The organism is Collimonas sp. PA-H2 (assembly GCF_002564105.1).
Taxonomy (GTDB): Bacteria; Pseudomonadota; Gammaproteobacteria; order Burkholderiales; family Burkholderiaceae_D; genus Collimonas.
In genome coordinates, this window is the sequence record NZ_PDBX01000001.1 from 2,048,027 (window position 1) to 2,061,825 (window position 13,799).

General features: G+C 59.7%; 17 protein-coding genes. 7 read left to right on the plus strand and 10 right to left on the minus strand.

The features are described from left to right. The first annotated feature begins 82 nt into the window (after positions 1–82). Together BCF11_RS09305 and BCF11_RS09310 are read left to right on the plus strand one after the other, a co-directional pair. Positions 83–733, plus strand: coding sequence for a glycoside hydrolase family 19 protein (locus BCF11_RS09305; protein ID WP_098494491.1), 651 nt, complete (start codon positions 83–85; stop codon positions 731–733). Between the two features lie 371 nt (positions 734–1,104). Beyond that, positions 1,105–1,629, plus strand: coding sequence for a winged helix-turn-helix domain-containing protein (locus BCF11_RS09310; RefSeq protein ID WP_158229169.1), 525 nt, complete (start codon positions 1,105–1,107; stop codon positions 1,627–1,629). A 64-nt stretch (positions 1,630–1,693) separates the two neighbouring features. On the opposite strand, the gene lipA is transcribed toward BCF11_RS09310, so the two are convergent. The 4 genes from lipA to BCF11_RS09330 all read right to left on the minus strand — a co-directional run bounded on the left by lipA (position 1,694) and on the right by BCF11_RS09330 (position 4,446). Beyond that, positions 1,694–2,701, minus strand: a complete 1,008-nt coding sequence (gene lipA / locus BCF11_RS09315) for a lipoyl synthase (RefSeq protein WP_098494493.1) — start codon at positions 2,699–2,701, stop codon at positions 1,694–1,696. Between the two features lie 42 nt (positions 2,702–2,743). After that, the gene (lipB, locus tag BCF11_RS09320; RefSeq protein ID WP_098494494.1) at positions 2,744–3,427 is read right to left on the minus strand and encodes a lipoyl(octanoyl) transferase LipB; all 684 of its coding nucleotides are present in this window, start codon (positions 3,425–3,427) and stop codon (positions 2,744–2,746) included. A gap of 70 nt (positions 3,428–3,497) precedes the next feature. Next, entirely contained in the window at positions 3,498–4,118 is a 621-nt protein-coding gene (locus BCF11_RS09325) for a glutathione S-transferase family protein (protein ID WP_098497405.1), read from the minus strand. 13 nt (positions 4,119–4,131) lie between these two features. Beyond that, positions 4,132–4,446 carry a DUF2917 domain-containing protein gene (locus BCF11_RS09330; RefSeq protein ID WP_098494495.1) on the minus strand — a complete coding sequence of 105 codons (315 nt, stop codon included), beginning with the start codon at positions 4,444–4,446 and terminating at the stop codon, positions 4,132–4,134. Positions 4,447–4,615: 169 nt separating this feature from the next. Between BCF11_RS09330 and gcvA the strand changes: the two genes are divergently transcribed. Next, positions 4,616–5,542 carry a transcriptional regulator GcvA gene (gcvA, locus tag BCF11_RS09335; protein WP_098494496.1) on the plus strand — a complete coding sequence of 309 codons (927 nt, stop codon included), beginning with the start codon at positions 4,616–4,618 and terminating at the stop codon, positions 5,540–5,542. A gap of 12 nt (positions 5,543–5,554) precedes the next feature. Here gcvA and BCF11_RS09340 read toward each other — a convergent pair whose 3' ends face one another. Together BCF11_RS09340 and BCF11_RS09345 are read right to left on the minus strand one after the other, a co-directional pair. After that, on the minus strand, positions 5,555–5,842 hold the full coding sequence (locus tag BCF11_RS09340) for a DUF493 family protein (RefSeq protein ID WP_098494497.1): 288 nt from the start codon (positions 5,840–5,842) through the stop codon (positions 5,555–5,557). Positions 5,843–6,004: 162 nt separating this feature from the next. Next, positions 6,005–6,856: a D-amino acid aminotransferase gene (locus tag BCF11_RS09345; protein ID WP_098494498.1), complete on the minus strand. Its 852-nt coding sequence runs from the start codon at positions 6,854–6,856 to the stop codon at positions 6,005–6,007. 213 nt (positions 6,857–7,069) lie between these two features. Here BCF11_RS09345 and BCF11_RS09350 point away from each other — a divergent pair, with 213 nt between their 5' ends. Together BCF11_RS09350 and ycaO are read left to right on the plus strand one after the other, a co-directional pair. Further along, positions 7,070–7,654 carry a DNA-3-methyladenine glycosylase I gene (locus BCF11_RS09350; protein ID WP_098494499.1) on the plus strand — a complete coding sequence of 195 codons (585 nt, stop codon included), beginning with the start codon at positions 7,070–7,072 and terminating at the stop codon, positions 7,652–7,654. Between the two features lie 153 nt (positions 7,655–7,807). Beyond that, positions 7,808–9,535, plus strand: coding sequence for a 30S ribosomal protein S12 methylthiotransferase accessory factor YcaO (ycaO, locus tag BCF11_RS09355; RefSeq protein WP_098494500.1), 1,728 nt, complete (start codon positions 7,808–7,810; stop codon positions 9,533–9,535). A 15-nt stretch (positions 9,536–9,550) separates the two neighbouring features. Here ycaO and BCF11_RS09360 read toward each other — a convergent pair whose 3' ends face one another. Next, complete coding sequence (locus tag BCF11_RS09360; RefSeq protein WP_098494501.1) at positions 9,551–9,895, minus strand: low molecular weight protein tyrosine phosphatase family protein; 345 nt, start codon at positions 9,893–9,895, stop codon at positions 9,551–9,553. An 88-nt stretch (positions 9,896–9,983) separates the two neighbouring features. Here BCF11_RS09360 and BCF11_RS09365 point away from each other — a divergent pair, with 88 nt between their 5' ends. Further along, the gene (locus BCF11_RS09365) at positions 9,984–10,700 is read left to right on the plus strand and encodes a pseudouridine synthase (protein WP_098494502.1); all 717 of its coding nucleotides are present in this window, start codon (positions 9,984–9,986) and stop codon (positions 10,698–10,700) included. Between the two features lie 61 nt (positions 10,701–10,761). On the opposite strand, the gene argB is transcribed toward BCF11_RS09365, so the two are convergent. Continuing rightward, a complete protein-coding gene (gene argB, locus BCF11_RS09370) occupies positions 10,762–11,664 on the minus strand; it encodes an acetylglutamate kinase (RefSeq protein ID WP_098494503.1) in 903 nt (300 codons plus the stop codon). Between the two features lie 473 nt (positions 11,665–12,137). Between argB and BCF11_RS09375 the strand changes: the two genes are divergently transcribed. Beyond that, positions 12,138–12,332 carry a cysteine-rich CWC family protein gene (locus tag BCF11_RS09375; RefSeq protein WP_098494504.1) on the plus strand — a complete coding sequence of 65 codons (195 nt, stop codon included), beginning with the start codon at positions 12,138–12,140 and terminating at the stop codon, positions 12,330–12,332. Positions 12,333–12,335: 3 nt separating this feature from the next. Here BCF11_RS09375 and BCF11_RS09380 read toward each other — a convergent pair whose 3' ends face one another. Both BCF11_RS09380 and BCF11_RS09385 read right to left on the minus strand, forming a co-directional pair. Next, positions 12,336–13,031, minus strand: a complete 696-nt coding sequence (locus BCF11_RS09380) for an SPOR domain-containing protein (RefSeq protein WP_098494505.1) — start codon at positions 13,029–13,031, stop codon at positions 12,336–12,338. Between the two features lie 3 nt (positions 13,032–13,034). After that, positions 13,035–13,796: a type III pantothenate kinase gene (locus BCF11_RS09385; protein ID WP_098494506.1), complete on the minus strand. Its 762-nt coding sequence runs from the start codon at positions 13,794–13,796 to the stop codon at positions 13,035–13,037. Positions 13,797–13,799 lie beyond the last annotated feature (3 nt).

A 13,799-nucleotide genomic window follows, 5' to 3' on the forward strand; every position in this document is an offset into this window, starting at 1 on the left:
TCAGGTGACTCCGACCGGCCGGATCACTTGATTTTTGACGACGACAGCCTGACCACCATCGTTTTCAGAAAAGGCACCGATCATGAAAGAAATCACCAAAGCGCAGTTCGCAGCCATGCTCAGCACTCCCGCCGCCAGGCAGCATATCGACGCCTGGATCCAGCCTTTGAATAGCGCCATGGAAGAATCCGCAATCACTTCGCCGGCACGGCAAGCGGCATTCCTGGCGCAGATCCTGCATGAATCCGGAGAATTCCAGCACCTCGTCGAAAACCTGAAATATTCGGCAGAACGGTTGCGCCAGGTATGGCCGAGCCGCTTTACCAGCAACGAGATTGCCGCGGCATACGGCTACAACCCGGAAAAGATCGCCAACAAGGTATATGCAAGCCGCATGGGCAACGGCGATGAAAGCAGCGGCGACGGCTGGAAATTTCGCGGCAGAGGACTGATCCAGCTGACCGGACGCCAGAACTACACGAAATGCGGCAAAGCGCTTGGCCTGGATACGGTGGGTGATCCCGATCTGCTGGCGCAACCCGCCGGCGCGGCACGCTCCGCCGCATGGTATTGGGGATCGCTGAATTTAAATGGGCTGGCCGACGACAAGCCAGGCGTCGATGCGAACGATGAATTCATCAAGATTACGCGGCTGATCAATGGCGGAACTGTCGGTTTGCTGTCCAGGCTCACTTACTGGAAAACCTGCAAGCAAGCGCTCGCAGGCGGATAGCGCGGTATGGCGGATGGGCGCCACTCTCATCGGAACATACCGCGGAAGAGCTCTGGATGCCGCATGCGTATGGCTCGATTTCGCGCAATGTTGCAGAACATTTCGCTATGTCGCCCCAAGTTGCAGCTTGCATCTCCACGCTTACAACAACTTGCCAAGAACGTCAGAAATTGTAAGGAAGTTACCAGGTTGATGTTTTAGTATTTTTTCCATAGGGCAACTACAAGCGACCGGACAAAATGATTAGTCTTCTACTGCTTAAGGGTGACACCGGGAATGTCGAGCAACTGAAAGCGATTTTTAGTAATGCGGGATTTCAAGTCACCCATGTTACAGACATCGCCGGACGCTGCCGCCACCGGGCAGGCGACATGCCAAGTCTGACCGGCGTTGTTGAAGACTGTCAGGGCAGCGAGGAAATACTCGGCCAGACTCAGCAGCACAGTACATTCCCGCTGCCGTACCGCGCCGGAGCAGATGATGGCATCACCATCTTTACCACCGCCGGCGGCGAGCCGCAGCAAAGCGAAAATACCGGCATGCCGGCGTTGCAGGCATTCATTGTATCCCTGGCCCGGAAGTTCACTTGCGGCTGGCGCCTGAGCATGCGCAACCGCACCCTGGAAGCGCCTAACGGCGCCAAAATCCGGCTTACCAGCCTGGAATTTTCCTTCATCAAGATATTCGCGCTGTTCGATTCCGGCGAAGCCGTGTCGCGCAAAAAGATCGTGACCGAGTTTGGCGAGGATTACCTGACTTACGATCAGAACCGTCTGGATACCATGGTGACACGGTTACGCAAGAAAATAGAGATCGAGGCGAAAATGGCGATTCCCCTGCATACCGTGCGGGTCCGGGGCTTTGCTTTCGACGACGTACTCATCCTCGACATGTAATCCCCGCCGCCTCGACCAGTGTTGGCAGTTGCTTATCCGGCTGACTAGCTGACTAGCTGACTAGCTACTGCGTATTCACCGCCATGCCGGCGTCATGCGCCTGCTGGTCGGCATGGTAGGAACTGCGCACCATCGCGCCCACTGCCGCGTGCGCAAAGCCCATCTTGTAGGCTTCTTCTTCATACATCTTGAAGACGTCAGGATGCACATAGCGCCGCACCGGCAGGTGATTGCCGCTTGGCATCAGGTACTGGCCGATGGTCAGCATGTCGACGTCGTGGGCGCGCATGTCGCGCATCACTTGCAGCACTTCTTCGTCGGTTTCGCCGAGGCCGACCATGATGCCGGACTTGGTCGGAGTGTTCGGGTGCAGCGCCTTGAAGCGCTTCAGCAGGTTCAGCGAGTATTCGTAATCGGAGCCAGGACGCGCTTCCTTGTACAGGCGCGGCGCGGTTTCCAGGTTGTGGTTCATGACGTCCGGCGGCGCCAGGTTGAGGATTTCCAGTGCGCGGTCCATGCGGCCGCGGAAGTCCGGCACCAGGATCTCGATGCGGGTATTCGGCGACAGCGCGCGCACGTGGCGGATGCATTCGGCAAAGTGGCCGGCGCCGCCGTCGCGCAGATCGTCGCGGTCGACGCTGGTGATGACCACGTAGTTCAGTTTCAGCGCGGCGATGGTCTTGGCCAGGTTTTCCGGCTCGTTGACGTCGAGCGGATCGGGACGGCCGTGGCCGACGTCGCAGAACGGGCAGCGGCGGGTGCACTTGTCGCCCATGATCATGAAAGTGGCCGTGCCCTTGCCGAAGCATTCGCCGATGTTCGGGCAGCTGGCTTCTTCGCACACCGTCACCAGGTTGTTGGCGCGCAGGATGTCCTTGATTTCGTAGAAGCGCGAGGAAGGCGAGGCTGCCTTGACGCGTATCCAGTCCGGCTTTTTCAGACGCTCGATCGGAATGATCTTGATCGGGATGCGCGCGGTCTTGCTGGCGCCCTTCTGCTTTTCGGACGGATTGTAAGCAGCGCTAGCAACAGTGGCTTCGGCTGGCAGCGACGGCGTGGTTTCTGTGGTCATGGTCTGTTGGAGTCCCGGAGGGCGCTCGGTTAAATCGCGCAGTTAAACCACGCAGTTAAATTTTTCTATCAAGTGGTCAGCAAGCGCTAACTGCATCTCAGAGAGAGCTATATCAACGCCTAGTGTTTTCATATCGACGGTCTGCAGGCCTTCGTAGCCGCACGGATTGATCCAGGAAAATGGCGTCAGGTCCATGGCGACATTGAGCGATACACCGTGGTAGGTGCAGCCGCTGGCCTTTACTTTCAAACCAAGCGCGGCGATTTTCGCACCTTGCCAGGCGCCGTCGGCAACATATATCCCGGGCGCGCCGGGCTTGCGTTCACCGGCCAGATTATACGCTGCCAGCGTGTCGATGACCGCCTGCTCGATACTTTGCACGAATTCGCGCACGAACAGGCGGGCGGAGGGACGGCGGCGGCGCAAGTCCAGCAGCAGGTAGATCACCACCTGGCCGGGGCCGTGATAGGTCACTTCGCCGCCGCGGTCGGTCTGGATTACCGGAATATCGTGCGGCGCCAGCACATGGCTCGGATCGGCGCCCAAACCCAGCGTATACACCGGCGGATGTTCAACTATCCACAGCTGGTCGGGGGTATCGACGCCGCGGGCGGCCGTAAACACGCGCATGGCCTCAAAGCTGACGGGGTAGGATTCGACGCCGCGCTGGATGATCTGAAGACTGGGCGGGTAATCGGAGGAACGGAGTTGCTGCGCACTGGACATAGGCGCCAGTGTAACGAAAAAAGGCGGGCGGCGTGCAAAAGCGGCTGCACGCCGATGCCCCGCCAGGTCCTCAGGGGGCCAATAAATCCTCGGGAGATTGCCAGTTTGGCAATCGGCTGATGCGCTGCAGCCACGCCGCGACACTCGGCGGCGGCACGACTTCGGCGGCATCCGCCCAGAACAGGTAGCCGCACAGGGAAAAATCGGCGATGGTCGGCTGATCATCGATGATGAAAGCGCGGCCGTCGGCCAGTTCTGTCTCCAGCTTGGCGATATCGACGTCAAAACGGCTCTGCAGCCAGCCGACGGCGCCGGCCGGATAATCCTGCGGGGCGAAGCTGCGCGCCCAGCGCAGCTGCGGCAAACACATGCCGAGCCGGTTGGCTTCCCAGAACAGCCATTCGCGCACGCGCGCCATGCGCAGCGGCGATTCCGCGCCGAAGCCGCCGGTATGCTCAGCCAGATGCATCAAAATGGCGTCGGACTGGATATACGGCACATCGTTGTGCACCAGCAACGGCACCTCGCCGAACTTGGCGAGGCTGCGGAACGGCTCAGGCCGCAAATGGCGCGGCTGGCCGATATCGATAGAATGGTAAGTATGGGCAACGCCGCTGACTGCCAACATCAGACCGACTTTGTATGCGTGTCCGGAATCGGCGTTGCCGTAGAACGTGATCTGATCCGCCATATCCGCCATCGGATCAGCAGGTTGCCGGCGTGGCGCCTGACGTCAGCGACTTGCTGAAGCCAGCGCGTGCGCTGACTGCCGGCAGGCGGCCCGACAGCTGTTGTACTTGCACCACGCTGTTGCCCTTGTGGGCTTCGATCACGACATGGCTGTCGGCGGCGACATGCAGGAATTGCCCGGCCGACAACCAGTAGTCATCGCCCTGGCCGGAAACCGTTACCCATACGCGGCCTTGCGTGATTTGCAAGGTTTGCGCCACCGGCGCGATCACCGACAGGGCTTGCCCGGCGCTGATAGTCAAAGACTCTTTAGCTAATAATTTTCTCATGATGCTGCTCCTTGAAACTGCTGGTATATTGATCGCTATATCCTCTTCAAGCGCTTGATATAGCCATTCCTTGTTTCTACAGGGTCATTTTAATCAAATGAAGAGTGTTAACAAAACGAGTAATTTTCCCTTTCCTTGCTAGTTTTTCTCATACAAACCCGAGTCCGCCGTGGCCGATCTCAGAAAACTGCCGAATCTCTCCGCCCTGCGCGCCTTTGAAGCCGCCGCCCGCAATGACAGCTTTTCGCGCGCTGCCGAGGAAATCTATGTGACGCCGGGGGCGATCAGCCACCAGATCCGCGCCCTGGAACAGGAATTGGGAGTGCAGTTGTTCCTGCGCCACGGCAAACGCATCACCATCACCGCCCAAGGCCAGCGCTTCGCCGCCACTATCCGCAAATCGCTGAATGAAATCGCGCTGGCCGCCGAAGCACTGAAATTCGACGCCACGCAGAAACGCCTGACGGTTTCCGCCCTGCCCTCGTTTGCGGCGCGCTGGCTGGCGCCGCGGCTGTGGAAATTCATCGATCTGCACCCCGATACCGAAGTCGTGCTGCAATCGAGCAACCATCTCAATGACCTGGAGCGGGAACCGATCGACGTCGGCCTGCGCTACGGCCTGGGCAACTATCCCGGCCTGGTGGTGGAAAAACTGATGGACGACTTTTATTATCCGGTGGCCAGTCCGCACTACCGCGACGGCAAGCTGCCGAGAACGCCACAGGAACTGGAGCAGTGCAGCTTGCTGCGCATGGATACAGAATCGTCCTGGCAGCCGTGGTTCGAGGCGGCGGGCGTGGATCTGGTGGAGCCGACCGGCGGCTTGCTGATCGAAGATGCCTCGATGCTGCTGCGTTCGGCTTCGGATGGCTTGGGGATAGCGCTGACGCGGCACGCGATCGCGTTGCAGGAAATTGCTTCGGGCGAACTGGTGCGCCTGTTCGACGTCGTGGCGCGCTGCCCCTTATCCTATTATTTTGCCTGCACCAAGGAAGCGATGGACAAGCCGCAGGTGCAGGCTTTTCATCGCTGGCTGACAGCTGAGGTCCGTGCTTTCAAGGCGCAAAGCGAATGGCCCGGGGAACCCGAGCCCTGATTTCAGTTGGATTTACAGCACCATCTTGACCATTGGATGGGAAGACAAGGCGCGATACAGATTGTCCAGCTGCTCGCGGTGGATGGCATACACGTTGGCCGTCAGACCGGTGTAATTGCCCTTGGACGATGGCCGCACTTCCAGCTTGTCGATATGAAAAGTAGGATCGTGCTGCAGCACCACGCCGACGATGGTCTCGACGAAAGCATCATGCGTCGGTCCCATGATCTTGATGGGGAACACGCTGGGATATTCGATCAGGCTTTCTGCTGGATCGATGGGCTTGGTCAGGTCGGTCATGGTCTTTACTCTTCAGTGATGTTGCAGGCAGGTAGCTAGTTTACTCTCCCAGCTTATCAGCGGCGCAGGATTCTGCAAGAATGGCTTGTGTAAATGAAAACAGGGTGGAAATCTTCCACCCTGCAACCATTCCTCCGACTACCTGAAAGAAACCCGTTCCTTTCAGGTAGCGGCCTTGGCCTGCTGATAAGCCTCGTATAACTGTTTGTATATGGGGCCGGGAGCGCCGTTTCCAATGGCCTTGCCATCTATCGACACCACCGGCAACACTTCCTTGGTGGCCGACGACAGCAACACCTCGTCCGCATGGAACACCTCTTCGCGCGCAATGCGGCGCGCCTCGAAAGGAATACCGCCGGCGGCGCACAGTTCCTCGATCAGGCGGTAGCGGATGCCTTCCAGGATCAGGTTGTCCTTGGGCGGCGCCATCAGCTTGCCGTGCTTGACGATCCACACATTGGACGAGGAAGCCTCGGTCAGCCAGCCGTCGCGGAACTGGATCGCTTCCACCACGCCGTGTTCAGCCGCATTCTGCGCCGCCAATACGTTGCCCAGCAGCGAGATCGACTTGATCTCGCAATGCAGCCAGCGCTGGTCTTCCATCGCCACGCAGGGCACGCCGCTGGCGCGCAAGGCGGCGCTCGGCAGCACCAGCGGATTGGTCATGATGAACACGGTCGGCGTCAGCGGCTCCTTGGGAAACGCATGGCCGCGCTTGGCGACGCCGCGGGTGACGTGGATGTAGACCATCTGGTCATCCGCCGGATGGGCCGCGATGACGCCGTTGATAAGCGCCATCCACTGCTCTTTGTCATGCGGATTCGGAATACTGATCTTGGCCAGGCTACGGAACAGGCGCGCCAGGTGATGTTCCGAGCGGAATAATTTACGGCCGTAGATAGGAACCACTTCATACACGCCGTCGCCGAAAATGAAGCCACGGTCCAGCACCGGGATGCGCGCTTCGGACAGCGGGGTCATGCTGCCATTGAGATAGACCAGCGGATCTTGCATGATCGGATTCCTGAAAAAGTAGAGACACCAATTCTGGCACAGCGCCGGGCCGCAGGGTATGCAAAAAAGGTATGCGGAAGCGTGTCAGAAACGCACTGACTCTGCGCTCATGCAGCCGGCGCTTGGCCCGCTGCCGCAGCAGATGATTTTGTGCGGTAGCATGTGCGTAATTCAACTTCCGGGAAACCCTAGCGTTTCTCCTCCCAGCCCGCCATGACCAAGTCCAAGTCGATTACCCGCTGCGCCTGGGCCAATCCCGCCAATCCGCGCTATCTTGCTTATCACGATGAGGAATGGGGCCAGCCCTGCCACGACGAAGTGCGCCTGTTTGAAATGCTCAACCTGGAGGGTGCGCAAGCCGGCCTCAGCTGGGAAACCATCCTCAACAAGCGCGAGAATTACTGGCGCGCGTTCGACGGCTGGAACGCCAAGAAGATCGCCCGCTACGACCAGGACAAGGTCGCCGCCCTGCTAGCCGACGCCGGCATCGTCCGCAACCGCCTGAAGGTGGCCGCCGCTATCAGCAACGCCCAGGCTTACCTGCGCCTGCAGGCAGAGCTGGGCGGGCTCGATGCCTACCTGTGGGGATTCGTCGACGGCGAGCCGATCCAGAACCAGTGGACGTTACTGGGAGGCAACCCTGCCAAGACGCCTTTGTCGGACCGGATTTCCAAGGATCTGGCCAAGCGCGGCTTCAAATTCGTCGGTTCCACCATCATTTACGCCTACATGCAGGCGATCGGCATGGTCAACGACCATTGCGTCGAGTGCTTCCGCCACCACGCCGTACAGGAGTAATTGTTCGCGAAAGCGGTTGCGGGCGGTCACACAAGGTATCATCGCGCCATTCCTCGATGCTGATGAGGTTGTCATGTGTTTGTTGCCATGACGACCGCCCCGCCATCCCGCGCCGCCCGCTTTCACTCCATTACTCCCATTCCAGGAATTCACATGACAACCGAAAGCTTTATCCCCGGCAAAGATGCCTCGCTGGAATCGTCCATCGGCTTGATGCAATCCAAGCTGGAAAAGCTCGGCTTTCATGTTGAAGAGAAGTCCTGGCTGAATCCTGTCGACGGCGCCTGGTCGGTGCATATCCGCGACCGCGATTGCCCACTGCTGTTCACCAACGGCAAAGGCGCGTCGGAACAGGCTTCGCGTGCGAGCGCACTGGGTGAATTCTTTGAACGCCTGTCCTGCAATTATTTCTGGACCCATTACTACCTAGGCGAGAAGAATGCCGACGCCGCCTTCGTGCACTATCCTCGCGAACAGTGGTTCAAGCTCAACGACGACGACGAAATCTGGCCTGAAGGCTTGCTGACGCCCGAGCTGCAAAAATTCTACAACCCGGAAGGCGCGATCGACGCCACCACCCTGGTCGATTACAACTCGGGCAATGAAGAGCGAGGCATCTGCGCCATCCCTTATGTGCGCGAGCGTGACGGCGCCACGGTCTGGTTCCCGGTCAACATCATCGGCAACCTGTATGTCAGCAACGGCATGTCGGCCGGGAATACCGCAGCCGAAGCGCGCACCCAGGCGCTGTCGGAAATCTTCGAACGCGACGTCAAGTTCCGCATCATCAAGGAAGGCCTGTGCCTGCCGGACGTGCCGGAAGAAGTCATCGCCCGCTACCCGCGCATCGCCGCCGGCATCCACGAGTTGCGCGCCGCCGGTTTCGGCATCCTGGTGAAAGATGCATCGCTGGGCGGTAAGTACCCGGTGATGAATGTGACCCTGCTCAACCCGCGCGACCAAGGCTGCTTCTCCAGCTTCGGCGCCCATCCGCGTTTCGAGATCGCGCTGGAACGCGCCTTGACCGAGCTGCTGCAAGGCCGCGCGCTGGATGCGCTGGATGGCTTCCCTGAGCCGAGCTTCGACCTGGAAGAAATCGCCCACTCGCAAAACCTGGAAATCCATTTCGTCGATTCCAGCGGCATCATCAGCTGGAACTTCCTGCGCGCCACGCCGGATTTCGCATTCAGCGACTGGAACTTCAGCAACACCACCGCCGAAGACTACGCCTGGTCAGTGGTCGCCATCCACGCCACCGGCCACGATATCTACATCGCCGATTTCAGCCATCTGGGCGTGTACGCCTGCCGCATCCTGGTGCCCGGCATGTCCGACATCTATCCGGTGGAAGACCTGGAATGGGACAACAGCAGCGTCGGCAACGATATCCGTGAATCTATCCTGTACCTGGCCGATCTCGACGACGACGAATGCGTCGACTTGCTGGAAACATTGAATGAACTAGGCCTGGCCGACCAGCGTCCGGTCGCCGCCCTGATCGGCCTCGCCGCCGATGCCGGTTCGCTATGGAAAGAACTGCGCGTCGGCGAACTGAAAACCCTGCTGGCGCTGGCCATCGGCGATCTCGACGCAGTACGCGAAGGCTGCGACTGGATCCGCCATTTCAACCAGATCAGCGTCGAACGCCAGTTGGTGTACCGTTGCATCGAAAGCCTGATCGGCCTGGGCGACGCCGCTGCTTATGCCGACTCGCTGCAGCACCTGTACGGCGCCGCTACCTTGCAACAAGCCGAAGCCCTGCTGAAGCGCGAACAGCGTTTCTTCGGCTTGAACGCGCCTGGCCTCAACCTGGAAGGCTGTGAGATGCATCAGCGCTTGCTGGCTGCTTATGGCAAGCTGAATGCCGCCAAGCTGGCGTAATACGCGAACCGTCAACTACCCCGCTTCGGGGTCGTTGTTTGCCAGCACGTAAGCGACAGCGTCCATCAGCTGCTCGACCAGCTCCGGATCCATGTATTGATATTCATCGGGAATATCCAGCACATGGATCCGTTTATATTCCAGCAAGCGCCCGAACTCTGCCTGGATGCGATTCTGGTGTTTCTTTTCCATCACGAAGATCAGGTCCGCCCAGCTGATATCAGCAGCGCTGATTTTTTTGCGGGCATTGGGGCTGGTGCCTGCTGAACGGGTCTGTATCCCCAGCTGGCGTCGCCATACCTGCTCGCCTGTAGGGCTGCGCCACTGGTTGCGGCTGCAGACAAAGAGTAATTTGGTCATTTGCCGGTTTGCTATTTATTAATCTGGCAGCATGGTACACGGCTCAGCGCCCCTTTCCGTCCGCCCCTCCTTCTGCTACATTGCCGCCATGCCTAAACTGACCTTAGACCGGATCCTGCAATCGCAGGGTTTCGGCAGCCGAAAATATTGCCGTGAGTTAATTGAAGATGGCGAAGTCGCCATCAACGGCGTCGTCGTGACCGACTACAAATCCGTGCCGGACACTGACGGCCTGGTGTTCACCCTGTTCGAAGAAGAATGGACCTACCGCGAGCACGTCTACATCGTGCTCAACAAACCCAGCGATATCGAGTGCTCGCGCAAGCCCAGCCACCATCCCGGCGTGCTGAGCATCCTGCCTGAGCAATTCAGCTGGCGCGACGTGCAGCCGGTCGGCCGCCTCGATCACGATACTACCGGCCTGCTGCTGATGTCGGACGACGGCAGCTTCATCCATGCCCAGTCCTCGCCCAAGCGCCATGTGCCCAAGCTGTATGTCGCCACCACCCACGAACCGGTGACCGAGGAACTGGTGCAAAGCTTGCTGGCCGGCGTCAAACTGCACGATGAGCCGCAAACCCTGGCGGCCGTCAGCTGCCGCATGCTGGGCACGCATGAAATCGAGATCGTGCTGGAACAGGGCAAATACCACCAGGTCAAGCGCATGCTGGTGGCCGCAGGCAACCATTGCACCGCCCTGCGCCGCACCGCCATCGGCGGCCTCACGCTGGAGGCGCTGGAACTGGAAATAGGGGAATGGTGCTACCTGGAGCCGGAACACCTTGCCTTGCTGGTGCCAGCCTAAGGCGTAAAAAAAGCGCAGGGCTCTGGCCTTGCGCTTTTCTGTTTCCGGCTGTTGCCGCAGCTTAGTGCGAACGGATCATGGTACCGAAAGCCTGTTCGGTCAACACTTCCAGCAGCAACGAGTGCTCGATCCGGCCATCGATGATGTGCACGGTGTTGACACCCGACTTGGCCGCATCCAGGGCCGAGGAAATCTTCGGCAGCATGCCGCCGGAGATGGTGCCGTCCTTGAACATCTCGTCGATTTCACGGGCTGACAAGTCAGTCACCAGATTGCCTTGCTTGTCTTGCACGCCAGCAATATTGGTCATCATGATCAGCTTTTCCGCGTGCAGGATTTCAGCGATCTTGCCGGCCACGACGTCGGCGTTGATGTTGTAGGCCTGGCCGTCGGCGCCGAAGCCGATCGGTGAAATGATCGGGATGAAGGCGTCGTCCTGCAGGGCCTTGACCACCGCTGGATTGATCGCTTCAATTTCGCCGACAAAGCCGATGTCGAGGAATTCGCCCGGATTTTCGCGGTCCGGCATGCGGTACTTGCGGGCGCGGATCAGGCCGCCGTCCTTGCCGGTCAGGCCGACTGCCTGGCCGCCGTAGTGGTTAATCAGCATCACGATATCCTGCTGCACTTCGCCGCCCAGCACCCACTCCACCACTTCCATGGTTTCTTCGTCGGTGATCCGCATGCCTTGCACAAAAGTGCCCTGCTTGCCGATTTTCTTCAGCGCGTTGTCGATCTGCGGGCCGCCGCCGTGCACCACCACCGGATTCATGCCGACCAGTTTCAGCAAGATGACGTCGCGCGCGAAGCCGTGCTTCAGGCGTTCTTCGGTCATGGCGTTGCCGCCGTATTTGACGACTATGGTTTTCCCGTGGAATTGACGGATGTACGGTAACGCCTCGGCCAGAATTTCAGCTTTGATTCCTGGGGCAACGTTGGCAAGATCGTTGGTCAAATCGGCCATGAACAGTCCTACAAGAGATTTCCGGACAGCTGCCTGAGGAGGAATCGCGGCCCGGCGGGCGCCGGCAGCTAACGATTCTTCTGGGACTTAGTGCAGTGCTTCGCAAATAATGAAACTTCATAAACGGCGTCTTTTCGCGCCATGCGTCGTTGCAAATCCTCGCGATAGTCTCGCTATCGCTCCGGTTTGCGCCTAGCCTGGCACGAAAATCCACCATTTCTGAAGCTCCATTACTTACAAAGCACTACACTAGGACAGCTTGTCAGAAGAGAATAAAAGGGTGCAAAGACTGCAACTCGGAGGAGTTAAAAATCGCTGCGCGATGAATCAGCGAGATTTTACATTGAAATGCCTTGGCTTAGGTGTGACAAGCGTGTGATGTGTTGCGTAGATATACCACGGCGGCCAAGATGGTTATCATGACGGCCGGGGTCTTCCCGACTTACTGCCCGCCTGAACAAAGGATAGCCAAAATGGCGCAATGCCCATCTTGCCAGCAAGCGTTTTTCTGCGGCGCCGGCCAGCATCCGGCCCAGCCCTGCTGGTGCAGCGGGCTGCCGCCGCTGGCCAGCGCCAGCCTGGCAGCTACAGCCAAGTGTTATTGCCCAGCCTGCCTGGAGCGTTTGCTGCAGGCGCAGGCCGCGGCCGCTCAGAAAGCGTCGCCTTGACGATCAAGGGCAGCTGCGTACTTCCTGGGTCGGAAAATCGGTCTTGATCTTGTCGAACGCCAGCCTGGCGTCGCCGCCCATGTCGCGCAGCTGGAACGCTACCTTGCTGGAGCTGACGCTGCGGGTGCCGACCTTGGCGCCGCTCAGGCCGCGCTTGGCCAGGCTGGCGACCTGCTTCTGCGCCGCTTCGTCGGTCTTGAAGATGCCGAGCGAGATGCCGTAGCGCAGCGCACTGGAATCCTGGATCACGAAAAAGTCGTTGATGCCGAGGCGCCGCACTTCATCGGCCTTCTTGTCAGCCGCGTCCTTGCTGCCGAGCGAAGGCAGGTAGACCATGTGGCTGGCGACTTCCTGGATTTCCCTGCGCACGAACTTCAGGGTCGGCGTGCGTTCCGCCAGCTGGCTGGAAAAACGGCGCGCTTCGGAAGCGCTGAAATTGCCGATCTCGGTACAGGCGACCGGCGCCAGCTCGGCCGCCGATGGCGTGCTCGCCGCCGCGCCAGAAGCGGAAGCAGTTGCCGCCGCGGTTGCGGCAGGCACGCCATCGCTGGCGACCAGCTTGATCTTGTCCGCCTGCAATTGCTTGCCGATGCGGGCCGGCTCCCGGCCGTCGCTGTAGAGCGCGCCCAGATAGCCTTTTTGCATGGCAAACAGGGTGGCGTTCGCCAGTAACAGCAACCAAAAGAATAGTTTCAACATGTTTTAAATAGTCGCCGCAGCAGTTTGTAGACCGATCAATACCAGATTATCAACTGTTTCATGCCGGATGGACAGGTAGGGCGCAATCAGCGCCGCCGAACCGCCCGCCACGATGCAGCGTACCGCCGCCCCCGCGGCCTGCTGCCCGAGCAAGGCAAAGCCGCGTTCGATAGCCCCGACCTGCGCGTTGATGCAACCGCTGATGATAGCGCCATCCGTGTTGTCTGCAAACTGCGTGTCGACTTGCACGTGGTCGGTGATATGCGGCAGTTTCGCGGTACTGCGCGCCAGCGAGGTCGCCATCAGCCCCAGTCCGGGCAGGATCATGCCGCCGCTGAACACGCCGTCGGCCGTGACGGCGTCGATCGTGGTCGCCGTGCCGCAGGTGGCGACCAGCAAGGTCTCCTGCGGAAACAGCTGCTGCGCTCCCAGCGCCGCGGCAAAGCGGTCACAGCCAAGCTGGGCCGGATCGCGATAGCCGTTGCGCAAGCCCGCCAGCCGCGGCGGCGAGACAAACCAGTTGGGCCGCAAGGCGGCGCCGAACACGATCTCCAGCATGGTCTGCAGGCGTTCCTGCATGTGTTCGCCAGCCACATTCGATATCAGGATGCGCGCCACCGACTGCTTGCGCCAGCGTTCGCTCAGCATGGACAGCTCCGACAGCGCCGCCGAGCCGCTCTGCAGCCAGACGCCCGGCGCCGCGCCGGCTGCCGCCAGTGCCCATTTGATGCGGGTATTGCCGACATCGATCAATAGCATGGCCATGGC